Here is a 22,628-nt window from a genome sequence, read left to right as displayed (position 1 = left end):
GAAGATGCCGAGTTTCCACCACGGCGATGTTGAGATTGCCTATATCGACGAAGGCGCGGGCGAACCGATCGTGCTGGTGCACGGCTTTGCCTCGAGCAAGAACGTCAACTGGATCTATCCAACCTGGGTCTCGGAGCTCGTCAAGGCCGGCCGGCGCGTGATCGCGCTCGACAATCGCGGCCACGGCGAATCCGCCAAGCTCTACGACGCCGCGCAGTACGAGATCGCGATCATGGCAAGCGACGTGATCGCGCTGATGGATCATCTCGGAATCGCACGCGCCGACATCATGGGCTATTCGCTGGGCTCGCGGATGACGGCGATCCTGGCGCGCGAGAATTCCAATCGGGTGCGTTCGGCGATCCTCGGTGGCATCGGCATCGGGCTGATCGAGGGCGGCGGTCCCGGCGAGGCGGTCGCGCTGGCGCTGGAGGCGCCGTCGCTCGACGATGTCACCGATCCGGTCGGTCGCACGTTTCGCGCCTTCGCCGATCAGACCCGTTCCGACCGCCGCGCGCTCGCCGCCTGCCTGCGCGGCTCACGCCGCCTGATGACGCGCGAGGAGGCCGCCGGGATCGGCGTGCCGGTTCTGATCGCAGTCGGCAGCAAGGACGAGATCGCGGGCTCGGCGTCAGCGCTCGGCCGGATCATTCCGGGGTCGCAGGTGCTCGGCATTCCGAACCGCGACCACATGCGGGCGGTCGGTGACAAGGTCTACAAGACCGGCGTCATCGACTTCCTGTCGCATCGAAAATAGCTCGTCGGAATCTCTCTCGGCATCGTCCTTGGCGAAGGCACCCGCCGCCGCGATCAGCACCACGAAGGTCGCAACCCACACCAGGCGCGCGCCGTAGCGGTCGTGCGGCCCCGAGATCACGCCGCAGACGACGGCATTGCCGAGCAGAGCGAGCGTCACCGTGCCCGCCAGCAGCGTCAGGTCGTCGAGCCGCCGCTGCCACAGTCCGCGGCCGAACAGGATCACGACCAGCAGCATCGAGCCGAACGCGACCGGCACGTGGATGCGGTTGATCTTGGTGAAGTCGAGGGCCCATTGTTGTTGCCGCGCGGCGCGCATCGGCGCGACCTGCTTGGGAATATAGCGCCCGATGATGCCGTAGGTGTGCGGGATCCAGCCCGAGGAGCCTTCGCCGGTCGCGACATCCAACAGCTGGTCGGCGGTCGCTTTCAGCGCCGCCTTGGCCTGCCATGTCGGATATTCGGCCAGCGAGCGCACCACGATGTGGCCCATCTCGTCATTCAGTCCCTGAAAGCGGCCGAGCGTGTTGAACATGCTGTGACCCCACAGGAAGTCGTCGGCGGTCGGCGGCAGCTCGTCGCGATAGGGGCAGAGCTTCAGGTTCTCCTTGGCGCAATGATCGCGCAGATATTGCGCGACGATGCCATCCTGCAGCATGCGGCCGAAGGCGACGCCATAGCCGCCGGGTGTCCAGGCAAGCTGTCCCGACAGCGCGAAGTTCGCCGCCAGCAGCATCACGGCGCCGGTGACGATGGTCAGGCTGCCCTGCACGAGCCCCGCGACCGGGACGCGGCGGCCGAGCCACGGACGCAGCATCCAGCCGACGCAGCACAGGCCGAGCAGCACCGCGAGCGTCGCGCTGTGCGTTGCGGCGGAAAACGCGACAAACCCGAACAGCACCGCCTTCTCCAGGGTCGAGATCCTGTCGCTATGCAGGATGAGGACGTAGAGCGCGAGCACCGCAAGGCCGGCGAAGATGTCGGTCAGCAGCATGCTGGCGAGCCAGGGCAGGGCGGTGGTTGCGATCAGCGCAAGGCTGATCGCGATCAGCCGGACCGGCCGGGCGAGCTCGAGCATGCGCAGGGTCAGCTGCAGGATCCACAGCGTCGCCAGGGTCTGGATGCCGAGGTTGAGCCAGAAGCCCGATGTCTCACCGACGTGCAGGTAGATGCCGAACACCGTGGACCGGCTCGGCACCAGATAGCCCTCGTACCAGCGCGCCAGGTAGCCGCCGGTATCCCATTGGAGCAGCGGATAGCCGTTCCAGAAGGCAGGCGCGAGCAGCAGGAGGGGAATGGCAATGGTGGCGATCCAGACCGACCGTGCATCGGTCAGACGCCCACGTAACGTCTGGGTGTTGATGGTATTTCCCCCCTTTTTATTGGGGCCGACCATGCCCAAAACCACACTCGGGACGAAATCCGCCAATAGTTGCAGAAGCACGGCTTGATTTCGGCAAAATCCCGACCAACTCCCCTAGACGTCGGCCCGAGGGGCGTTCGGCTGGGGTTTACCGTACCGAGCCTTCCCGGGACGCGCTGGGGTCACCGTGCTATAACGCACATCAGAACAACCGAATTGCGAGAGCAGCTATGGCAGTTCATCAGGTCAATCCGCAGGGGAGCAAGCTGGCGGCGCTCGATCCGATCTGGGATCGAATTCGCGGCGAGGCGGAAGACATCCTGCGGCGCGAGCCGGAGCTCGCATCCTTCATCTATGCGACCGTGCTGCATCATGAGCGCCTGGAAGATTCCGTGGTCCATCGCATTGCCGAGCGGCTCGATCACGCCGCGCTGTCGGGCGACCTGATCCGCCAGACCTTTGGCGAGGCATTGCGCGATGAGCCCGATATCGGCAACGCCTTCCGCGCCGATCTCGTCGCCGTCTATGACCGCGATCCCGCGACCTCGCGCTTCATCGATCCCTTGCTCTACTTCAAGGGCTTCCACGCGCTGCAGACCCATCGTCTCGCGCACTGGCTCTATCAGAAGGGCCGCAAGGATTTCGCCTTCTACCTGCAGAGCCGCTCGTCGGCGGTGTTCCAGACCGACATCAATCCGGCGGCCAGGATCGGCCGCGGCATCTTCCTCGACCACGCCACCGGTTTCGTCTGCGGCGAGACCGCCGTCATCGACGACGATGTCTCGATCCTGCATGGCGTCACCCTCGGCGGCACCGGCAAGGAGAACGAGGATCGCCATCCGAAGATCCGCCACGGCGTGCTGATCGGCGCCGGCGCCAAGATCCTCGGCAATATCGAGATCGGTCACTGCGCGCGCATCGCGGCGGGCTCCGTCGTTGTCAAGCCCGTGCCGCACAACGTCACGGTTGCGGGCGTGCCGGCGAAGATCGTCGGCGAGGCCGGCTGTGCCGAGCCGTCGCGCACCATGGACCAGATGCTCAACGCGATCGGGCTTTGATTTCATTCGCTTTCTGATCGGTACCGCGCTTTAGCCTGTGCGCAACATCACGTCGCCAAAGCCTGAAAAGGCTCTGGCGATCTTTGCCGTCTCGTCCTAAAACTCCCCCGAAAATCATCGACCCGATTGGAGACGGCTGTGGACGTACAGGAAGTCAGGAAGCTCGACGCGTATCTCAAACGCGTGTTCAGCAATCCCAAGATCCGCGTGGTGCCGCGGCCCAAGAAGGACGACTCGGCCGAGGTTTATATCGGCGAGGAGTTCATCGGCGTGCTGTTCGTCGACGACGAGGACGATGATCGCTCGTTCCAGTTCCAGATGGCCATCCTGGAAGAAGATCTGGGCGACCAGGGCTGAACAGCCTAAGGCCGTCATTGCGAGGAACCCGCGGAGCGCGCTTCGCTCCGCAATGACGGCGTTATCCCTTCGCGCTGTGCATCTGCGCGGAGAGGCGGTTCATCGCGGTTGCGATGTCGCGCCATTGCGCCAGCCAGCTGCGCGGAAAGCGGAAGGTCAGGTCGGCGCCCTCGATGCGCTGCTCACTCAGGCACATGCCGGGCGTCGACGTGTCGCGCGTGCAGCGCGCGATCAGTTGCGGCTCGGCCGCGGTGAACAGGTCCTCGCCGCCATAGGGCGTGCCGTCGCGGAACGCGCGTGCCGTCAGCCCGTCATCGGCATTCGCACGCTCGTCGAGATAGCGCGGATAGATCGTGCGCAGCCGCATGTCCGGCGCGAGTGAATCGTGGTGTGCCGCAATCGACACGAAGATCCTGTCGATCGGCTGCACCTTGTCCTCGACGGTCTCGGCGCTGTAGTGCTTCGGCGCGGCAGGCGCCTCCAGCGACGGATAGAGGAAGCTCAGATCGACGCGCTCCTGCGGCCCGGAATGGCGCTGGATCTTCATGCGCACCGCCATGGTCGGCACGTTGAACAGCGTGCCGCCGACGCTCACCGGCAGCCGCGACGGATCGCTGGGCGGCACGGTCGTATAGGTCGGCCACAACAGATAGGCGACGAGGGCAATCGCACCGGCCGCGATGACGGCCGAGGCGATGATCGGAACGAGATGCGCGCGCGGATTGCGGCGGGTGTCGCGGGCGAGATGCTGGGCAGTCGAGAGTAGCGTCATGAGCGAGGCAAACAGCAGACCGGGAGTGGCCGAATCACCTGCCGAATATGCCACGTGACGCGGAATTTCCGTACGAATCCAATGGAATCCCGCAGCGATTGGTCATGCGCAAACGCCACGCCTGGTGTCGCCGGTTAACCTTTCCTTAAGGATGATGTGGCGGCCCACCGCCAATTCTGCGAAGCAGGTGTGAGTGGCCTGTTGCGTAGCGGAAGTCCCGATGTCGCCCGATACCTTGAATTCCCTGTTCTCGCTCTTCATTGGCTTCGCGCTCGCCGGCGCATTGGCCAGCGGTTATCAGGCGATGGCGGAGCGTCCGGCCGGCTTCGGCCTGCTGCAGGAGGGCGTGGCGCCGAGGACCTTCGCCGCGGTCCCGTTTCTCGTCTTCGCCGCACCGTTCATCATCATGCGCAACACGCTGCGCGGTGCGCGCATCGAGCGCCGCCGCTTCGAGTTCGTGATGATGGCAACGGTGATATCCGGCTTCTGGAGCCTGATGTCGGGCACCTTCTTCGTGATGACGCTGCGCGCTGCCGGCGTGATCGGGTGATCCGCGCCTGATCCTGATCCGTGTCCGGATCATGACTGCACTTGCTTGAAACCAAGTCGTCCGCTGTGCCAAGGTCACCTTAATCCAAGGAGACCTTCATGGCGATCTACGAACTCGACGGGCAGGGGCCCGATCTTCCCGCCGACGGCAGCTACTTCATCGCCGACAATGCCGTTGTGATCGGCAAGGTGCGCCTCAAATCCGCGGCGAGCGTCTGGTTCGGCGCCGTGCTGCGCGGCGACAATGAGTGGATCGAGATCGGCGAAGGCTCCAACGTCCAGGACAATTCGACCCTGCATGTCGATCCCGGCTTTCCCCTGACCATCGGCAACAACGTCACGATCGGCCACAACGCGATCGTGCACGGCTGCACGCTGGAAGACGGCGTGCTGATCGGGATGGGATCGATCGTGATGAACGGCGCGCGCATCCGGCGCGGCAGTGTCGTCGGCGCCGGCTCCGTCATCACCGAGGGCAAGGAGTTTCCGGAAAACTCCTTGATCATCGGCGCGCCCGCGCGCGTGGTGCGCACGCTTGACGCCGCGCAGGCGGAGGCGTTGTCGCGGCCGGCGAAGTCCTACGCGATCCGGGGACCGCAGTACAAAGCCGGACTGAAGAAGATCGGCTGAAGCATGATCCGGAAAAGTGCGAAGCGGTTTTCCCTGCGACAAACGCGAAGCGTTTGCGCGGAGATCATGCTTAGACAAGAACGCTAGTTTTCAGCGCTTCCGGCCCTGCTTGCGTGCGCCCTTCGCGATCGCCGGGCCTGGCCTTGCCGCATCCCGTGGTCTCGCTGTCTCCTGAAGTCTTGCGCTCTTGCGCAGCGCGTCCTTCAGGTCGATCGGAATACCGTGCTTCTTGAGGAGGTCGGCGAAGGCCTCGTCCGCGAGCTCCTGTAACGTCGCCATCCGGTCGCGCCCAAGCTGCTTCAGCTTGTCGGCAGTATCGTCGTCAAACTCGATCAGCTTGCGCAAATTGCATTGCTCCCAAACTGTATTGCCCCAACGCCTGTGGGAACCGGCGTTTTGCGGACCCGTTGATGTCCGCAAGGGAGAATTGCCATGCGCAAATTATCCGTCACCGCCGCGTTCGCGACAATCGCCATTCTGCTGGCGCCCACCGTTACCGTCGCCCAAGGTACTGGAAGCGGCACCGGGATCGGCAGCCCCTCGTCAGCCAGCCCGACATCGCCGCAAGTCGCATCACCGCCGCCCGGCACCAACAGCGCCGGCACGGCGCAATCTGCCGGCCGGCTGAACACCAGTGAGGGCGTCACCACCGGCGCGGCGTCGAGCGAAAGCTTCGACAAGGCGATCGCCGACGAGAACAGGACGGTCGACCGCCGGGTCAACGGCATCTGCCGCGGCTGTTAACTCTTGGCGGCCGCGCCTTTGATGAACGCGGGTCGCGCAGATGTGAGCGCGACATGAGCGCGCGGCTGAAGCCGCGGTCCTACATTGAGTTAGCATGGGCGGGACGCGGCGGAGGAGGCTTGCAAAGAAAAGCCTTGGACAGAGGAGTGACGGGTGATGTTGCGTAAAACGATGATTGCCTTGCTAGCGACGGCCACGGTCGGCCTGTTCACGGTCGATGCCGCGTCGGCTCGAGGTGGTTTTGGTGGTGGCGGTTTCCACGGCGGTGGTGGCTTCCACGGTGGCGGGGGCTTTGGTGGCTTCCACGGTGGTGGCGGCGCTTTCCGCGCCATGGGCGCGGGCGGTGGCTTCCGGTCGGCTGCGATCGGCGGCGGTTGGCACGGTGGAGGCTGGCACGGCGGCGGCTGGCATCGGCGTGGCTGGGGCTATCCGTTCGCGGCGGCCGCGATCGGCTTCGGCCTGGGCTACGGCGCCTACGATTACTATGACGGCTACTACGGCAACCCGTACTACGCCGGTTACGGCTACGATGACGGGTATGGCTACGGCTATGGATATGGTGACGGCGGCTGCTACGTCGTGCGCCGTCGCATGCTGACGCCCTATGGCTGGCAGGTCCGGCCCGTGCAGGTTTGCAACTGAGACATCTGCTGACGCATGGCCGCTCCATTGGATCGCCATGCCGATGATGTTGGAATGATCGGCGCGGCCTCGGTGTTTTGATGCCGGGGCCGTCGCGCATTGGTATGCGGCTTGCATCGCATCGCAGCAGTCTGTGCGTGAACGCGTCGCGAAAACAAACGGTCCGGCTGCGATTGGAGCCGGGCCTCAGAGGATATCAGAGATGCTGACCATTCCTGATCTGACATTGCTGTTCATGGTCGTTGTTTCGGGCCTCGCCATCGCATTCGTCTACATGCTCCACGAGCTCGAGCCGAAGCTTGCACGGCTGCGGCAGCGAGGCGATCGCGTCTTGCGCGACCGCACAAAGTAGGCGGAAACGCTGATTGCTGTGGCTTCAGCCGTAGAGACATTGCGCGTGCGGAGCTGTCGCTCAGCACGGCGCGCTTTCTGGGTGGGCAATCCAGAGACGGGGAATTCACGGCCCCAAAAGAACAAGGCCGTCGACGTAGTATACCGTCAACGACCTTGCCAGCCCCGGATATTGAAATCGGCTCACGCCATCCGGTGTTTAAGGATGACTCGGATTCGAAGTCGGATATGTGAACCAGTTCACAAAGTCCGGATTAATTCACGGTAACGGGCACTCTTGCGAGGCTGCTGTCGGCAGGCCTGGAGCTGGAAATTCCACCTTAGGTCCTGATGTTGCTCGGGATTTGGCGCTTCTTGATGGCCGGGCCGGTGGCATCGCGCTCGGCCGCCATCAATTCTCAACCGCGCGATCTGTGGCGCTTCCGGTTGGCGCTCCGGGTGGCCTTCGACCGCTTGCGCGGCTCGGGCTCGGCGGCTGGCTCATTGGCCTGCGCGCTCGCGAGCGATTGGCGCAGGCCCTCGACCTGTTCGGTCAGCGCGGCGACCTGGTCGGACAGCTTCTTGGCGTCGGCCTGCTGCGCGGCAAACTGCTTGCGCATGCTCAGCAGCTGGTCCTGCACTTCCTGCAACTGGTCGATGGATTCCTGCTGGGTCACCTCCATGCCCTTGGTCTTTTCCACCAAGGCCTCGGAGACCTGCGCGGTCCGCGCCTGCCACTGACGGGCGGCGACCATCCGGTCAGTTTCGGGCACGTTGCCGCTGAAGCTGCGCCACAGCGCGATCGAGCCGATCCCGAACAGCACGAGCACCAGCGCCACGGCGCCGATCGCGATCGGCTGCACGCCGATCAGGCTGCTGGCTTGTGCATTCCGGGGGGCAAGTTCGACCATGCGACCAGAACCGGACATCAATTGAAAGGTTCCGAATAGCACAACCTCGGCGCGGGCAAAACCCCCGGGGATTCAAGCAGGTGGCGAGGGGAGTGCAAAACTCGCCGCAAATTCCGGAGGCTTCTGCCTCAAAACGGGACTGTCCGGCGCGCGTCCGTGGTTCAGCCCGTTGGCGCGATCAGGCCGACCCTCATGTCCTTCGCCAGATAGACGCAAGCGCCGTCGGCCAGCACGCGGCCGTCGGCGATGCCCAGCACCAGCCGGCCGCGCCTGACCTGACGCATGTCGATCTCGTAGCGCACGAGCCTGACGTCCGGCGTGATGTGGCCCCTGAACTTGACCTCGCCGACCCCGAGCGCGCGGCCTTTGCCCGGCGAGCCCGACCAGCCGAGCCAGAAGCCGATGATCTGCCACATCGCGTCGAGCCCGAGGCAGCCGGGCATCACGGGGTCGCCGGCAAAGTGGCAGGCGAAGAACCAATGGTCCGGCGCAACGTCCAGTTCGGCGGCGACCCGGCCCTTGCCGAAGGCGCCGCCGTCGATGCCGATGTCGGTGATGCGATCCATCATCAGCATCGGTGGTGCCGGCAGCTGCGCATTGCCGGGGCCGAAATAGCCGCCCGCGCTCGAGCGCAGCAGATCTCCTCTCGTGTAGGACGATTGCGGTGTGTGAAAATCATGCGGGTTGAACAAGATGGCCACCGACCTTGGGGTTATGGTTGAACGCTAGGAGCGGCTGCGCCGCGTGGCTTTTGGCTGCACCGGCGGGGACTTGGCAGGCAGGCGCAGCGCCGCGGCCATGAACGCCCAGACGTCGCCGGTCAGCCTTGCCGGATCCGGCCGCAGGTCGGCCGTGAGCGCGCCGATCAGTGCCTGGCGGATGCCGCCGATCATCAGCGCGATGGTGAGGTGAGGGTCGAGGTTGCCGGGTACGATCCCGTCGCGCTGAGCGGCCTCGATCATTCGTGCCCCGGCTGCCAGCTGGCGGCTGGTGAAAGCGGTCTCGACATCCAGCACTTCGGGCGCCCGGCTCAGCGGTCCGATCACCAGCGGCGCAAACGGGTGCTCATAGTGAAACGCGACATAGGCGCCGATCCGCGCCTTCTCCCGGTCCGCCCAGTTGCTGGCGGACAGCTTGGCGCCGCCGAATGCGGCCTCATCGAGATGTTCATAGAAGTCTTCGACCACGGCGGCGATCAGGCCGGCCTTCGATCCGAAGTGGTGATAGGCGAGCCCGACCGAGACTTGGGCCCGTCTCGCGACGGCCTGCATCTCGATATGCCCTTGGCCTTCGATCAGCTCCTCTTGGGCTGCCGAGAGCAGTCGCTCCCGTGTCCCTTGGCTCGTTGCGCTCATCGTCGACTCGTTTGAATTGAATTCAATTCAAACCGGCGGATGCTAGAATGTCAAGCCTGGGCGCCGAATGGCCGAGCGTGCCGGTGCGGGGCTAGCGAATGGCGTTTGCGATCAAGACCGGGATCTCCGAACCGCGGGCGAATGCATTCATCTTCACCGCGCAGAAGACCATGTACGGCGGCAAGCTGATCGCTGCCGGCGACATCGTGTTCGTGTTCGCGAGCGAGAACGAGGGTGTGGCAACGGCCTGATCGCCCGCGCGGTGGTGACGTCAGCCGAACCGGTGCCGCGCAAGCCTGACATCGCCAGGCAAACGCCGCGTGTCAGCATCGCGGTCAGGCGTGTTGCGCTGGCGAAGGGGCCGCTGGGACGCGATGCGCTCAAGCGCTTCAAGGATTGGGACGACGGCCGGCCCGAGACCGAGCTCAATTTCAAGTTCTATCGCCAGGCCACCAACAAGATCGTCGGCATCACGGACGAGACGGCGGCGTTCCTCGATCGGTTCTTCTGATCGGCCACAGCCGTGTCCACCGGAAAAAGTTGCGGCCAGCCTTTGGGGGAAGGCTGGCCGCGCGCGAACCGGTCTGGGACGGGGAGGGGTGGGGATGTGACCGGGTCGCGAACTCGATTCCTTGTTGCCGCTCAGCGCGAGCTTGCGGTTGAAACTGCCGGGCGGTTGTCACCGAGCGAGACCCACACATTGGGATCGCTCTGCGATTGCCGCTTGACGAAGCGGTAACCGGTCTCCGTCCAGGCGACGATGCTCTCGTTCTGATTATCGAGCACGAACTCGCCCTTGTCGGTCTTCACCGTCAGCACCGCGTGGCCTTCGCCCTTCCTGTCGCGCACCACCGTGATCAGCAGCGCCTCGCGCGGCCAGCCGGCATCCATCAGCATCTTGCGCTTCAGGAGCACGTAGTCCTCGCAGTCGCCGTAACCGTCAGTCGGCAACGACCATTTCTCGATCACGCCCCAATGATCCATGTCGGTCATCGGCTTGATGGATTCGTTGACCCACTTGTTGACCCGCACGAGGTCGCGCCAGGCGGTCTGCGACAACACGATGTCGCGTGGTTGCGTCTTGCCGCCGCGGCATTCGGCGGGATTGTCGGTGCAGAATTCGACCCAGCCGATCGGCGAGCGCGCAACGTCACCCAGGCTGGCGTAGACCACGTCGCCGGCCTTGGCCGACACGCACGTCGCAAACAGAATGGCGGCAACCGCCAAACCTTTCCCCTGTCCCCTGAACCCAAACATCGTGGCCCCCGTTCTTCTTGTTGGGACCACGTTTCGCACAAAGCTTTTGCGCCGCCGCTAAGTGCGTGAAGTAGATTTGACGCGAATACTGGTAAAAGCTGCGGCGAATTCGATCTTTACTTGAATCGAATTCTCGTAAAATTTGAAACAACTGCAATTGATTCAAATTTTATCTATTAACGCGGCAAGCGCTGCGCCTGCACGGTTTGTTGCCTCAAACGCTCCGGCCGTTAACCGCCGATTTCACGGCGCCAAACGCCGCGAAGGCGGCCACCGGTGCACCGGAGGCCGCCTTCGCGGGCTGAAAACGGGGTCTTGAGCGGTTTTCCGCTTTACCTGGCGGTAACGCTCTCTTCGAGCGTTTCCGCAGACTGCTCGTGGACGAACTCGAGCGCGAAGCCTTCCTCGAGATTTCGCACCACGCGGGCCTGCACCCGGCCGAGCATCACCAGCGACTTCAGCGGCGGGCGGTTCTCGGCGGCAATGGCGGCACCGGACAAGGAAAGGTCGATGATGCGGCAGGTCATCCGCGTGCCGTCTTCCTGGGTGAGCAGGGCGATCGGGTTGCGCGGCACGATACGGTCGTGGCGGCGATCCTCGGGCAGATTGAGGATGTCGCGGTTGGCGAGCCAGGTGAGCTGGGCGGCGAGCTTGTCGCGCTTGCGCGCGGTGGCGCCGATCGTCATCGCAAAGCCGTTGTCGATGATGCGGGTGATGCGGCCCTCGACCCGGCCGATATGGTCGAGATAGGCGATCACGCGGTCGCCGACATTGCCGATGCCGGGCGCCAGCAAGGCGAGGCCGCCCGGGGACATGTTGATAATCTGACAGGGAAACTCGCGCCGGTCGGGCAGCATGTAGCGGCCGAGCAGGTGCACCTTGACGCGCTGGAAGCGCCGCCGCTCCTCGGCAACGGGGACGACGGTAGTTTTCTTCTGTGCAAACGACATCACAACAAACCCGACCACCGTCCATTCGGAGCCCCGACGACCCTAAGGCTGATAGGGTTAACGGGGCGTTACGGTTGTGAAAGGGAACCCGGACACGGTGCGAGAGCGATGAGCGAAGCTCACGTGCGCCGTACCTGGGGACGATAGGCTCATTCAGATGCCGCGTCAGGTTCTCCGAACCATCGCGCTGCGGCTTGTGCAGTCTCCTCCAGATCCGGTTCGATGTCTGTGGCCCACGCCACAAACCCATCGGGACGCACCAGCACCGCGCGCAAGCCCAGCCGATCGCCGGCATCGCTTGCGACATAGTTGAACCGCCCACGCCAGCGATCGGCCAGCGCGCGCAGGGGAGAGCGCGGCGCGAAGTCGAGCAGCAGGCCGCGTCCATCTCTGAGCAGTTCGCCGAGCCGCATCCCGCAGGCGAACTCGAAGTCGGGTGCGCTGCGACCCACTAGCGGGTGGCCGCCGCCAAGATCGTAGCGCAGCGAAACGCCCCAGACGCGCTCGGCAAAATACGTCGCGCCGTCCTCCGTCGCGATCAAGTCGCGGATGATGGCTTCGAGCGCACGCGAGCTCCGGCTCGGCCGCATCAGCGCGACCTGGGCGCGCGACCAGTCCAGGATCTGCGCACCCACCGGATGCCGTTCACTGCAATAGCTGTCGAGCAGATCCGCCGGCGCGTCGCCGCGGATCGTGGCCGCGAGCTTCCAGCCGAGATTCATCGCATCGCCAAGCCCGAGGTTGAGCCCCTGGCCGCCCAGCGGAGAATGGATGTGCGCGGCGTCGCCGGCGAGCAGCACGCGTCCGTTCCGGTAAGCCGTCGCCTGACAGGCGCGATCCGTCCAGGTGGTAGCAAGCTGGAGGGCCGTCAACGACACGTCGGTGCCGGAGACGCGGCGCAACACCGCCTGCACACGCTCGCGCGTGATCTCTTGGGTGCGGTGGAAGGCGCCGCCGTCGAAGTCGACCATCGCGATGGTGCCGGGATGCGCATACGTATACATGCCCGTTGGCGTGTAGTGGCGGCCGGGGCGGAGCTTGTCCGGATCGGCGATCTCGACCTCGACCGAATAGCCGGTGAATTCGGGATCGGTGCCGACGAATTCAAAGCCGCCCGCCTTGCGCACAATGCTGCGGCCGCCGTCGCAACCGACCAGCCAGCGTCCATGAAACGTCTCGCCGCCGGCGCGAACGGTGACGCCGTCATCCGATTGATCGAACGCCTCGACGCCCGCGCCGCGCCTGATCTCGACGCCCATCGCGATCGCGCGCGCGGCGAGTGCGGCTTCGAGCGCCTCCATGTCGACCGCCATGCTGGTGCCGGCCGGACCCGGCAGGCGATACGGCCATTTCGATGCGTCGATATCGTCGTGATAAAACTGGATGCCGGCGAAATGGCCGGCCGGGCGGCGCGGCTGCTGCATCCAATGCGCGCCGTTCGACGCGTCATCCTTCGTACGCTGCGGCGCCGCGATGTCGTCCAGCATCCCGCGACGATAGAGGGCCTCGATGGTGGGCGCCGAGAGGCCGCGCATCCCGAACGGCAGCCGTTTCAACGGCGAGCGCGGGTCCGCGGCCTGCTCGAGCACCAGGACTGAGAGCTTTGCGAGCCGCAACTCGCAGGCAAGCAGCAGGCCGACCGGGCCCGTGCCGGCGATTACGACATCATGGGGAAAGGGGTGGTTGTTTTGCATGAACTGCTCCTTTGTCGATGTTCGACCGGAGCGGTTCGTCGGGTTGAGAACCACACGGACGAACAATGGACGCTTCGACAGCGTCCGGTGTTCGTCGTGGGGATCTCATGCACGAGGCAGGAGATCAGAGCTTTCGTTTTCGAAAGGACTTCGATTTCGAAAGGACTTGGGCTTACCAAACCAAGTCTGCCTTTTCCGACACCGGCGATATAGCGGCATCGCGGCAGATCCGCAATGGCGGTCTGTGCGTGCGGGTTATGGGAACAACGCACGGCCGCGATGTGCGACCGCATCGACATTATCAGGACCGTCGACGCGGCGCGCGCCAGGGCGCGGTGCAAGATTGTCCGGCGTCTTGATGTTGCTCGCGAGGCCTGCGGCCTCGAAGGCCTTGATCAGCCACCAGCCGAGATCGATCTGACCGGGCAGCAGCCCGAGCTTGGCGGAGCCAGGATAAGCGTGGTGATTGTTGTGCCAGCTCTCGCCCATGCTGATCAGCCCGGCGATACCGACATTGTAGCCCTGGGCTGCAACGCCTTCGATGACCCAGGTCTGTCCGCCCTTGCGATGCGAGTAGTGACCGATCAGCCAATGGCCGGTAACGCAGACGGCGACCCGGACGCAGATGCCCCAGACCAGCCAGCTCCACGAGCCGATGGCAAAAAACAGGATCGCCCAGGGCAGTTGTTGCCACATCCAGCTTCGCTCGACGAACGCATAGAAGCGGTCGTCGGCAAGCCGCGGTTCGAGCTGGAAGACCGGCGGGTGCTTCAGCACGAGGGTGCAGTGTAATTGCCACCAGGCATCGCGCCAGAAGCCGGCGGCGTGGCGGGAGTAGGCGTGGCACGCCGCCTGGCGTTGCGCCCAATCGCGGAAATCGTGCAGCCGCACCATGCCGTAGGGGCCGGCCATCCCGACCAGCGTGCCGAGAAAGATGCAGAGTCGTTCGAGCCACAGCGGGCAGTCGAAACTCGCATGGATCAGGCGGCGATGCATGCCGACCGAATGGCCGAAGCACAGCGTGATCGCGCTGGCCACGATGAACAGCGCGAATGCGCTCCACGAGAACAGTAGCGGTCCGAACACGATCGCGACCGCGGTCATGCCGCCGAGCCACAACGACTTCGCCGGCGCCCATTGCACGCGCCCATCCAGCGGGTCGGTGCTGTCGTCCGCGAAGATGCGTTCGGATCCGGGTTGCAGCTTCATTCCGTAACCTGAAATTGTACCGCAGGTTTGGATGGAGTAGCCGTTGCTGTCAATCCGCCACGCGCCTCCGTCATGTCGCAGTCCGCATTGGCGTCCCCGGCCGCCTCACCTAGCCTGTCGTGGCTTGGATGCTCATTCACGAGGTCGCGTGATCGATCCCGACCTGTTCAAAGCCTACCCGAATTATCGGGCGATCGAGAACCATCACACCTCGCCCGAAGAGGCCGGCAAGATCTTCGCCCAGGCCAAGCCGAAGCTTGCGGTCTACTCGCACATCGTGTTCGCGAGCCAGCCGCCGACGCAGGATGTGCCGGAGGACGCGCTGCTGAAGCGGACGCGCACGACCTATCAGGGACCGCTCGTGATCGGGCACGACCTGATGTCGTTCGTGATCTCGGATAAGGTCGAGGGCTTTGCGCCCGACGGCATCGCGATGAAGTGACGATCCGTGCGAAGCCGCGCGGCGGGTTACTTGGCTTCGGCGTCCATGGCCGGCTCGGCCGGCGCCGCCGGTGGTTCAATAGTTACGGCCTTCAGCACCTTGCGCTTTGCGGCGCGGATCTCGAGCTGCAACGGCGGCTGATAGGACCCGGCCGGCGGCTCGAACGTGAAGGCATGGTGTCCGTCGCCCTTGTTAAGCTTGAGCAGATCGTTGCGAAACTGATCGGCAACGACTTCGCCGACAAGGTTACCGTTGAAGTAGATATCAATCGGTACCCTCTTGTCGGGGTGCTGGTTGTACAGGGCCCAGCCGGCAATCCGCTTTTCGTTGAAGACGTCGACATGGCCGGTGATCTCGCCATACAGGCTCTCGATGCCGGCCTCGATCACCTCGAGGTCGCTCTCGTAGATCGATCGCGTCACATCGAAACTGAAATTCGCCGTATCGACACACTGCTTGAGCAGGTTCTGTCGATGCGCCTTCATTCGTTGCAGCGTGTCCAGCTCGCCCAACTTGACGTACATGCCGACGATACCTTCGATACCAGGATTCATGGTGTCGTTCCCCGCAATGCTACAAGCCTATTGGCCCTCAGTTGCGTTCACAATCAACGGTTCTTTGTTTACGGAAAAATACTCCCGTCAAGACTTGAAGCGCGTCGTCCCGCCAGGGCCTGTCATGAAGGCCTTCATGACAGGCGTTCATGACATCCCGATCGTCGTGACCTAAAGTCGGTGCGGCCGAACCCGGCCCAATGACAAGGACAGGGAGAGCGAACCGATGGAGCAGATCCGCGTCTGCACGCATGACGGACCTGGAGCCAAGCCCGTAATCCGGACGGTGCCATGGCCGGATGTCGGCAAAAAGGCGGCCTTGATCAAGGTCGGCGCCTGCGGTGTTTGCGGAACCGATCTGCACATCCTGAAGGGACACTGGCCGAAGCCACTGCCATGGCCGTTCATGCTCGGCCATGAGCTCGGTGGCGTGATCGTCGAATGCGGCCCGGAGTTCACCGAGGACTTCATGAGCAAGCCGCTGCAGGTGGGGTCGAAGGTGATGATCCCGCCCTTGATGCCGTGCGGCCGCTGCTATTACTGCATCCATTATCCCGAGAGCGCCAACAAGTGCCTGACACCGGTGTATTACGGCCGCTATCTCGGCTTCGACAAGGCGCCGCACATGTGGGGCGGCTGGGCCGAATATGTCTATGTCGATCTCGACATGCTGCCCGGCACCAAGATCTACAAACTGCCTGACGACATGTCACTGCGGCTCGGCGCGCTCTCGGAGCCGTTGACCTCCTGCATCCGCGCCTTCAACCGCGCCACCCGCGCCGGCGGCTTCAGCTGGGGCGACAAGGTGGTGATCCAGGGCTCCGGGCCGATCGGCATCCTCGCGGTCGCGGCCGCGCAGGAGATGGGAGCAGGGCGCGTGATCTGCGTCGGCGCACCGGAGACGCCGCGGCTGGCGCTGGCGCGCAAGTTCGGCGCCGAGGCGACCGTCGATATCGAGCAGCTCAAGACGCCGGAGGAGCGCATCAACGCGGTGCGCGATATCGTCGGCGGCTTCGGTGCCGATCTCGTGATGGATTGCTCGGGCCATCCGACCGCCGGCCCCGAGGGCATCGAGATGCTGCGCGACGGTGGCACCTATGTCGAGATGGGACAGTTCACCGACGCAGGTTCGATCGATACGTCGTGGCACCGCATCTGCACCAAGGACCTCAACGTGCTCGGCTCCTGGGGCTTTACCGGCAACGACCTGCCGCTCGGCGTCGACATGCTCTACCGCACGCGCAACAAATACCCTGGCTCGACATGCAGATCTATCCGTTCACCGAGGACGGCGTCGCGCAGGCGGTCGCGGACGCGATGGCGATGAAGACGGTGAAGTCGACCATCGTGCCTTGGCCGGAGCTGGTCGGGTGATGCAGGAAATGGAAGCATCGCTATTCCTGTTGCAGTGCCCTCAAGAACGCCTGCCGGGGATAGCCGTGATATCGCTCGCCGGGACGACGGTGCGGCGCTAACATCCGCCCATGCAATCGAACCGTGTGCCGCCGAGTGTAACGTTTGCGTGGGGAAACCTGTCCGAGGACTTCGCGCTGTTCCGTACGCTCAGCGCGGAGCAGCGGCTGATCGCCTTTGGCGCGATGACCCGGCGCGACCTGGTGCGTGGCGAGCTGCTCGTCGAGCAGGGCGGCGCCTCGGATTCATTGTTCCTGGTGCTGCACGGCGCACTCGCGGTGCACAGGACCGATCATCCCGAGCCGATTGCGGAGCTTCGTGCCGGCGAGCTGGTCGGCGAGATCGGCTTCTTCGCCAATATCCCGCGCACGGCCAACGTGATCGCGATCCGCGATACCAGCGTGCTGGTGCTGACGCGGGCGGCCTATGCGCGGCTGGTGCAGGAAACGCCTGGCATCGTTGAGGCGGTGCTTGCCGCCCTTGCACAGCGCTTTGCCGTCCAGACCGCGCGACTGTTGCCGGCCCGGGCGTCGCCGAAGGCACGGACCGTCGCGCTGATTGCGTGCGGGCGGGAGCCGCTGCCGCCTGCCTTCGAACAGAGGTTGCGCGAAGGCCTTGCCGCCGCAGGTGCCGAGATCGTCGATCTCGCGCGCATTCAGGCCATGTTCCCCGGCCGCGCGCTCGATTCATCCGAGGTCGCCGACTGGCTCAACCGGATCGAGTATGACGCGCCGCTGGTGGCCTATTTCGGTGGTGCTGAAGCATCCGAATGGACGCGCAAGACCATTCGCCAGGCCGACCTCGTGGTGTTCGCCTGCCGCGGTGATGCTCCGCCACCGGTTCTCACCGAGATCGAAAGCTTCGCCTGCGGCGTGCATCCGGCGTCGGCGCGGCGCCTGGTTCGCGTTCATGATATCAGGCAACATGAGGTCAGCGGCACCGCGGCCTGGCTCGCGCGGCTGCCTTGCTTCATGCATCACCATGTCGCGCTCGAAGACCAGATCGATATCGAGAGCCTGGTGCGCTTCCTGTGCGGCCGTGCCGTCGGGTTTGTCGCCGGCGGCGGCGGCAGCCTCGGCACCGCGCATGTCGGGGTCTACAAGGCGTTTCGCGAGCGCGGCGCGATGTTCGACATCTTCGTCGGCACCAGCGTCGGTTCGGCGATGGCGGCCGGCTTTGCCAAGAATTACGACGCCGAGCATCTTGAGCGCGGTACCCATGAGATCTTCGTCTCCAGCCGCAGCTTCCGCCGCCCGACCTGGCCGCGCTACGCGCTGCTGGACCACAAGGCCTTCGATCGGGCGCTTGCCGATCAGTACGGCCACACCTGCCGGATCGAGGATTGCTGGCGGCCGTTCGCGGCGGTCGCGACCAACCTGTCGACGCACAATCTCGAATTGATCCGGACCGGCCTGCTCTGGCAGGCGGTGCGGGCATCCAGCGCCATCCCCGGCCTGCTGCCGCCGTTCTATACCAAAGACGGCTCGATGCTGGTCGACGGATGTCTCGTCGACAACGTTCCGCTGGCGCAAATGCATCAGATGAAGAGCGGCCCGAACCTGGTGGTCCATTTCGGCGAGCCGGCGACCGAGATGTTCGACGTCGACTATGCCGCGCTGCCTGGAAGGTTCGAGCTGCTCGCGTCGCTGCTGACGCCGTTCCGGCGGAAAGCGCTTCCTGCCGCGCCGAGCGCCGTCAACGTGTTGTGGCGAAGCCTCGTCGCGCATCAGCGCTACGATACGCTGCCGACGACGCCGCTCGACTTCGTGATGCGCCCGCCGACGCCGGATGGCGTCGACGTGACCGATTTCGACCGCCATCAGGAAATCTTCGAATCCTCGTACCGCTGGGCGCAAGAGACCATCGCGGCCTCGGAGGCGGCGCATCATCCAGCCATTGCTGCGATCGTCGCGTCGGCCAAGGTAACGGGCACCGGCTTGTCCGCGGACAACAGTGCGGATCAGACGACGACTGTGACCGCACCCATTTCCCATCAGGCCCGCGTCGGCTGAACGTCTTGCAGGCGGCGTCGAGGTCGATCATCGTGCCGGCCGAAATCCGGAGATGACGATGCCGTTCGATCTAATTCTGCGTGGCGGACGGGTGATCGACCCGTCGCAAAAGCTCGATGCGGTGACGGATGTCGCCTTTGCCGGCGGCAAGGTCGCCGCGGTCGGCCGGGAGCTGAAGGCCGATCCCGCAACCGAGATCCGCGACGTCTCCGGGCTGATCGTCTCGCCGGGGATCATCGACCTGCACACCCATGTCTATTGGGGCGGCACCTCGCTCGGTATCGACGCGGAAGAGTTCTGCCGGACGTCCGGCGTCACCACCTCGGTCGATACCGGCAGCGCCGGCCCCGGCAATTTCGCCGGCTTCCGCAAGCACGTGATCGAGCCGAGCCAGGTCCGCATCCTCGCTTATCTGCACGTCTCGCATGCCGGCATCTTCGGCTTCTCCGACCGCGTGATGGTCGGCGAGAGTGAGGAGTTGCGGCTGATGAATCCGGTCGACGCGGCGCGCGTGGCGGACGAGAACCGCGACCTCATCGTCGGCATCAAGGTGCGGGTCGGCCTGTTCGCCTCGGGCACCTCGGGGCTGGTGCCGCTCGAGATCGCGCTCGAGGTTGCCGAACAGGTCGGCATGCCCCTGATGGCGCATATCGATCATCCGCCGCCGAGCTACGAGGAGGTGCTCGCCCGCTTGCGCCCGGGCGATGTGCTGACCCATGCGTTCCGTCCGTTCCCCAACACGCCCGCGACCGCGCAGGGCACGGTGAAGAAGGTGGTGCTGGAGGCGCGCGAGCGCGGCGTGCTGTTCGATATCGGCCATGGCAAGGGCTCGTTTGCCTTCAAGACCGCGCGCGCGATGCTCGCCAACGGCTTCTACCCAGACACCATCTCTTCCGACATCCATCAGCTCTGCATCGACGGGCCGGCTTTCGACCAGGTGACGACGATGTCGAAATTCCTCTGCATGGGGATGTCGCTGCCAGACGTGATCGCGGCGTCCACCGTCAACGCCGCGATGGCGTTGCGTCGCCCGGAGCTCGGCAGCCTCAAGCCCGGCAGCGTCGGCGACGCCACGCTGATCTCGATCCGGGAAGGGCAGTTCGATTATGTCGACGTGGTCGGCGAACACCTGACGGGCGATCGCAAGATCGCGTCCGAAGGCGTCGTGATCGGTGGCCGCTGGTGGCATCCAAGATAGGGCGTGGTCTCGTAAGACCGGCGAGCGCTTTGCATTCATAAAGGCGACATGAAAGCTGGTCTGAATCGATGTCGGCCAAGAGCCCGGAGCGGACAGCCCGCACACTTCCCAATCGCTTGAAAGTGCGGTCATATGGCGTCCAGTGGCACTTGGACCTTTGACATTGGACGTTTGACACTTGGCGCCTTGGGGCGAGGGTGTCCGCTTGCACGGGGGGAATGCGCGTGAAGGAACTCGCTGGAAAGACCGCGTTCGTGACCGGCGCAGCGTCAGGCATTGGATTGGGAATCGCGACAGCTCTCGCCCAGGCGGGGGTGAAAGTCATGCTTTGCGATATCGAAGAAGCGGCTTTGTCCACGGCGCTCGAGCAACTGCGGCTCACCAACGTCGATGTCGACGGCGTGAAAGCCGACGTCTCGCTCAAAGCCGAACTCGCCGCCGCCGCCGAAGCCACGACGGCCCGCTACGGCAAGGTGCATATCCTCGTCAACAACGCCGGCGTCGGCGGCGGTGGGCCCTATGGCACCTGGACCGACGCGTCATGGAATTGGACCCTGGGCGTCAACCTGATGGCGACCATTTGGGGGATCGAGATTTTCGGGCCGTTGATCGAGCAGCATGGCGAGGGTGGACACATCGTCTCCACTGCCTCGCTCGCCGGCCTTATTTCAGGGGGGAGCACTGCATACAACGTTTCAAAATATGGCGTGGTCGCGCTGTCCGAGGGACTGCGGCCTGAACTTGCGCCGCGCGGGATTGGCGTATCGGTGCTGTGTCCCGGGTTCATCCGCACTCAAATCGTGAACTCAGGGCGCAACCTGCCCAAGCGCTTCGAGGGGGCGGTCCGTGCCATGCCGACTTCAGGCCCGATTGCCGAGCGGATCAATCTGGTGCGCGAGCGCGTCTCTCAGGGCATCGATCCGATGTATGTCGGTGAACTCGTCCGCGAAGGCGTCGAAAACGACTGGCCATATATCTTCACCGACCTCGAATTCGAGCCGATCGTCGACGCGCGCTTCGCCGCAATCAAGCAGGGCTTTGACCGTATCCGTGGGCGCAACCCGAAACGTTGAGCGCGCAGGGCACGGTGAAGAGGTGGTGTCACTACCCGGCGTGATCGCCGCGTCCACTGTCAATGCCGCGATGGCGCTCCGGTGATCGCAAGATCGCGCCTAGACGGCGCCCTCGTCGGGAATATTCAACACGATGCCGCAGCTTTTGCAGTGGACAGCATCGATATCGTGACGAAGAAGGCCACAGGATGGGCATCTGAACCGCACCTTGCTTGGGCTGAACAACACCTTTGCCAGGTTCAGGAAGAGTGTGACACCGAATATCATGATCACAACTGTAATCATGCGACCCGGCGTTCCGGGTAAGGTGATATCGCCAAAGCCCGTGGTCGTGAGCGCGGTAATCGTGAAGTAAAGTGCGTCTGCGTAATTCTTGATGCCGGGGTTCACACCTCGCTGCGTTTCGTAAACCACGCCCGTCATGATGAAAACAAAGACGGACAGATTGGTGATTGCGACCAGCAGTTCTTCGTTGCGACGAAAGAAGACGCTGTCCTCACGGAGGAATCGTACCACCCGGTACGTTCGCAACAGCCGAAACGTGCGGAGTACGCGCAGGAAGGCCGCGGCTTCGCTCGCTGTTGCCGCCAGCAAGGATACAATCGCAGCGACGTCGGTCCAGGTCGTGATGCTGAGCAGTTCGCGGCTCACCCGACGACTTCCTGCCATGCGCAACATCAACTCGACCAGAAAGGCGACACCAAAGGCAACATCGAGGCCCCGTACCAAAGCACTGCGCGGCAGGAACGACGTGCCGATGATGAACAGGAGTGAGGCCAAATCAAAGACCAGAAGCGCATAGAGAAAGAGACGCGAATTAGCGCTGCGTCCACAGTACAGGTGGCGCATCGAAGTCCGAAATCGAGAAAGCGGCGTTCGGGGAGAGCCCTCAGCCTGCACTCCCAGTGCTGACACGCTTGTCGCCTCCACAGGCTGTGGCCTGCCAGCCTCCGGCACCTGGCCTAACCGTTCCTGCAACCACGCCAAATGACGAAGCTTGATGTAGATCAAGGCGGCAGCAACTGGTCCCGGTCAATTCCGACAGTCTGTTGCCAAAGCTGTGGGGTAAATCCAATGGGCGTTATTTGGACGATTATTATTGGTTTTATTGTCGGAGTGATCGCCAAGTTCATCATGCCTGGCGACAAGTCGGAGCCCAAGGGCTTCATTCTCACGGCCGTCCTTGGAATTGTCGGCGCTTTCGTCGCGACCTACCTTGGCCAGGCCGTTGGATGGTACGCACCCGGGGAGAGCACAGGCTTCATCGGTGCCGTTGCCGGCTCAATCATTCTGCTGTTTCTTTACGGCCTCGTGATGGGCCGCCAAGGGCGCGCTTGATTGATTGACCATCGGCGGTCG

The 22,628-nt window shown here is 64.0% G+C and carries 26 protein-coding genes and 2 pseudogenes; 16 read left to right on the top strand and 12 right to left on the bottom strand.

Annotation, left to right across the window (positions count from 1 at the left end; genetic code table 11):
• The first annotated feature begins 4 nt into the window (after positions 1-4).
• Positions 5-757, top strand: a complete 753-nt coding sequence (locus tag ACE103_RS26190; RefSeq protein WP_375775437.1) for an alpha/beta fold hydrolase — start codon at positions 5-7, stop codon at positions 755-757.
• 6 nt (positions 758-763) lie between these two features.
• Here ACE103_RS26190 and ACE103_RS26185 read toward each other — a convergent pair.
• Positions 764-2,152 (bottom strand): annotated as a pseudogene (locus ACE103_RS26185) (hypothetical protein); the annotation flags it as partial.
• A 197-nt stretch (positions 2,153-2,349) separates the two neighbouring features.
• Here ACE103_RS26185 and cysE point away from each other — a divergent pair.
• Positions 2,350-3,177, top strand: coding sequence for a serine O-acetyltransferase (cysE, locus tag ACE103_RS26180; protein ID WP_097674153.1), 828 nt, complete (start codon positions 2,350-2,352; stop codon positions 3,175-3,177).
• A 138-nt stretch (positions 3,178-3,315) separates the two neighbouring features.
• Positions 3,316-3,534, top strand: coding sequence for a DUF3126 family protein (locus tag ACE103_RS26175; RefSeq protein ID WP_223976396.1), 219 nt, complete (start codon positions 3,316-3,318; stop codon positions 3,532-3,534).
• Between the two features lie 61 nt (positions 3,535-3,595).
• Here the strand turns inward: ACE103_RS26175 and ACE103_RS26170 are convergent, their stop codons facing one another.
• Positions 3,596-4,306 (bottom strand): hypothetical protein, encoded by a 711-nt coding sequence (locus tag ACE103_RS26170; RefSeq protein WP_375775436.1) that lies wholly within the window; start codon positions 4,304-4,306, stop codon positions 3,596-3,598.
• A 220-nt stretch (positions 4,307-4,526) separates the two neighbouring features.
• On the opposite strand from ACE103_RS26170, the gene ACE103_RS26165 reads away from it, so the two are divergent.
• Both ACE103_RS26165 and ACE103_RS26160 read left to right on the top strand, forming a co-directional pair.
• A complete protein-coding gene (locus tag ACE103_RS26165) occupies positions 4,527-4,856 on the top strand; it encodes a DUF6949 family protein (protein ID WP_092115175.1) in 330 nt (109 codons plus the stop codon).
• 98 nt (positions 4,857-4,954) lie between these two features.
• Positions 4,955-5,485, top strand: coding sequence for a gamma carbonic anhydrase family protein (locus tag ACE103_RS26160; RefSeq protein ID WP_092115174.1), 531 nt, complete (start codon positions 4,955-4,957; stop codon positions 5,483-5,485).
• Positions 5,486-5,575: 90 nt separating this feature from the next.
• Here the strand turns inward: ACE103_RS26160 and ACE103_RS26155 are convergent, their stop codons facing one another.
• Complete coding sequence (locus tag ACE103_RS26155; RefSeq protein ID WP_375775435.1) at positions 5,576-5,830, bottom strand: hypothetical protein; 255 nt, start codon at positions 5,828-5,830, stop codon at positions 5,576-5,578.
• 87 nt (positions 5,831-5,917) lie between these two features.
• Here ACE103_RS26155 and ACE103_RS26150 point away from each other — a divergent pair, with 87 nt between their 5' ends.
• The 3 genes from ACE103_RS26150 (at position 5,918) to ACE103_RS26140 (ending at position 7,223) form a co-directional block, all read left to right on the top strand.
• Positions 5,918-6,229 (top strand): hypothetical protein, encoded by a 312-nt coding sequence (locus ACE103_RS26150; protein WP_223976405.1) that lies wholly within the window; start codon positions 5,918-5,920, stop codon positions 6,227-6,229.
• Positions 6,230-6,385: 156 nt separating this feature from the next.
• Positions 6,386-6,871 carry a hypothetical protein gene (locus ACE103_RS26145; protein WP_375775434.1) on the top strand — a complete coding sequence of 162 codons (486 nt, stop codon included), beginning with the start codon at positions 6,386-6,388 and terminating at the stop codon, positions 6,869-6,871.
• Between the two features lie 202 nt (positions 6,872-7,073).
• On the top strand, positions 7,074-7,223 hold the full coding sequence (locus ACE103_RS26140; RefSeq protein ID WP_375775433.1) for a hypothetical protein: 150 nt from the start codon (positions 7,074-7,076) through the stop codon (positions 7,221-7,223).
• Positions 7,224-7,620: 397 nt separating this feature from the next.
• On the opposite strand, the gene ACE103_RS26135 is transcribed toward ACE103_RS26140, so the two are convergent.
• The 3 genes from ACE103_RS26135 to ACE103_RS26125 all read right to left on the bottom strand — a co-directional run bounded on the left by ACE103_RS26135 (position 7,621) and on the right by ACE103_RS26125 (position 9,467).
• Entirely contained in the window at positions 7,621-8,112 is a 492-nt protein-coding gene (locus ACE103_RS26135; protein WP_375781183.1) for a hypothetical protein, read from the bottom strand.
• A gap of 161 nt (positions 8,113-8,273) precedes the next feature.
• On the bottom strand, positions 8,274-8,804 hold the full coding sequence (gene fabA, locus ACE103_RS26130; protein ID WP_375775432.1) for a bifunctional 3-hydroxydecanoyl-ACP dehydratase/trans-2-decenoyl-ACP isomerase: 531 nt from the start codon (positions 8,802-8,804) through the stop codon (positions 8,274-8,276).
• 33 nt (positions 8,805-8,837) lie between these two features.
• Positions 8,838-9,467 carry a TetR/AcrR family transcriptional regulator gene (locus ACE103_RS26125; protein WP_375775431.1) on the bottom strand — a complete coding sequence of 210 codons (630 nt, stop codon included), beginning with the start codon at positions 9,465-9,467 and terminating at the stop codon, positions 8,838-8,840.
• Between the two features lie 98 nt (positions 9,468-9,565).
• Between ACE103_RS26125 and ACE103_RS26120 the strand changes: the two genes are divergently transcribed.
• On the top strand, positions 9,566-9,718 hold the full coding sequence (locus ACE103_RS26120) for a hypothetical protein (RefSeq protein WP_375775430.1): 153 nt from the start codon (positions 9,566-9,568) through the stop codon (positions 9,716-9,718).
• A 14-nt stretch (positions 9,719-9,732) separates the two neighbouring features.
• The gene (locus ACE103_RS26115) at positions 9,733-9,978 is read left to right on the top strand and encodes a hypothetical protein (protein WP_375775429.1); all 246 of its coding nucleotides are present in this window, start codon (positions 9,733-9,735) and stop codon (positions 9,976-9,978) included.
• Between the two features lie 131 nt (positions 9,979-10,109).
• On the opposite strand, the gene ACE103_RS26110 is transcribed toward ACE103_RS26115, so the two are convergent.
• The 4 genes from ACE103_RS26110 to ACE103_RS26095 all read right to left on the bottom strand — a co-directional run bounded on the left by ACE103_RS26110 (position 10,110) and on the right by ACE103_RS26095 (position 14,577).
• A complete protein-coding gene (locus ACE103_RS26110) occupies positions 10,110-10,724 on the bottom strand; it encodes a transglutaminase-like cysteine peptidase (RefSeq protein WP_375775428.1) in 615 nt (204 codons plus the stop codon).
• Between the two features lie 332 nt (positions 10,725-11,056).
• A complete protein-coding gene (locus ACE103_RS26105; protein ID WP_028336124.1) occupies positions 11,057-11,674 on the bottom strand; it encodes a PilZ domain-containing protein in 618 nt (205 codons plus the stop codon).
• A gap of 149 nt (positions 11,675-11,823) precedes the next feature.
• Positions 11,824-13,368, bottom strand: a complete 1,545-nt coding sequence (locus ACE103_RS26100; RefSeq protein WP_375775427.1) for an FAD-dependent monooxygenase — start codon at positions 13,366-13,368, stop codon at positions 11,824-11,826.
• 255 nt (positions 13,369-13,623) lie between these two features.
• Complete coding sequence (locus ACE103_RS26095) at positions 13,624-14,577, bottom strand: acyl-CoA desaturase (protein ID WP_375775426.1); 954 nt, start codon at positions 14,575-14,577, stop codon at positions 13,624-13,626.
• A gap of 148 nt (positions 14,578-14,725) precedes the next feature.
• Here ACE103_RS26095 and ACE103_RS26090 point away from each other — a divergent pair, with 148 nt between their 5' ends.
• The gene (locus ACE103_RS26090) at positions 14,726-15,019 is read left to right on the top strand and encodes a hypothetical protein (RefSeq protein WP_375775425.1); all 294 of its coding nucleotides are present in this window, start codon (positions 14,726-14,728) and stop codon (positions 15,017-15,019) included.
• A gap of 26 nt (positions 15,020-15,045) precedes the next feature.
• Here ACE103_RS26090 and ACE103_RS26085 read toward each other — a convergent pair whose 3' ends face one another.
• Complete coding sequence (locus ACE103_RS26085; protein WP_375775424.1) at positions 15,046-15,573, bottom strand: hypothetical protein; 528 nt, start codon at positions 15,571-15,573, stop codon at positions 15,046-15,048.
• Positions 15,574-15,799: 226 nt separating this feature from the next.
• Between ACE103_RS26085 and ACE103_RS26080 the strand changes: the two are divergent.
• From ACE103_RS26080 to ACE103_RS26065, 4 genes and pseudogenes are all read left to right on the top strand, one after another.
• Positions 15,800-16,947: pseudogene (locus ACE103_RS26080) on the top strand (zinc-binding dehydrogenase).
• A 110-nt stretch (positions 16,948-17,057) separates the two neighbouring features.
• The gene (locus tag ACE103_RS26075; protein ID WP_375775423.1) at positions 17,058-18,998 is read left to right on the top strand and encodes a cyclic nucleotide-binding and patatin-like phospholipase domain-containing protein; all 1,941 of its coding nucleotides are present in this window, start codon (positions 17,058-17,060) and stop codon (positions 18,996-18,998) included.
• Between the two features lie 58 nt (positions 18,999-19,056).
• Entirely contained in the window at positions 19,057-20,196 is a 1,140-nt protein-coding gene (locus ACE103_RS26070) for an amidohydrolase/deacetylase family metallohydrolase (protein ID WP_375775422.1), read from the top strand.
• Between the two features lie 224 nt (positions 20,197-20,420).
• Positions 20,421-21,269 carry an SDR family NAD(P)-dependent oxidoreductase gene (locus ACE103_RS26065; RefSeq protein WP_375775421.1) on the top strand — a complete coding sequence of 283 codons (849 nt, stop codon included), beginning with the start codon at positions 20,421-20,423 and terminating at the stop codon, positions 21,267-21,269.
• A 99-nt stretch (positions 21,270-21,368) separates the two neighbouring features.
• Here ACE103_RS26065 and ACE103_RS26060 read toward each other — a convergent pair whose 3' ends face one another.
• The gene (locus tag ACE103_RS26060; RefSeq protein WP_223976670.1) at positions 21,369-22,118 is read right to left on the bottom strand and encodes a potassium channel family protein; all 750 of its coding nucleotides are present in this window, start codon (positions 22,116-22,118) and stop codon (positions 21,369-21,371) included.
• Between the two features lie 225 nt (positions 22,119-22,343).
• Here ACE103_RS26060 and ACE103_RS26055 point away from each other — a divergent pair, with 225 nt between their 5' ends.
• Complete coding sequence (locus ACE103_RS26055) at positions 22,344-22,607, top strand: GlsB/YeaQ/YmgE family stress response membrane protein (protein ID WP_375775420.1); 264 nt, start codon at positions 22,344-22,346, stop codon at positions 22,605-22,607.
• Positions 22,608-22,628: the final 21 nt, after the last annotated feature.

The sequence above is a fragment of the Bradyrhizobium sp. ma5 genome (genome assembly GCF_042258955.1).
In the GTDB taxonomy this organism is placed as follows: Bacteria; Pseudomonadota; Alphaproteobacteria; order Rhizobiales; family Xanthobacteraceae; genus Bradyrhizobium.
The sequence above is the reverse complement of the archived record's forward strand: the minus strand, read 5'-3'. Positions and strand labels throughout refer to the sequence as shown.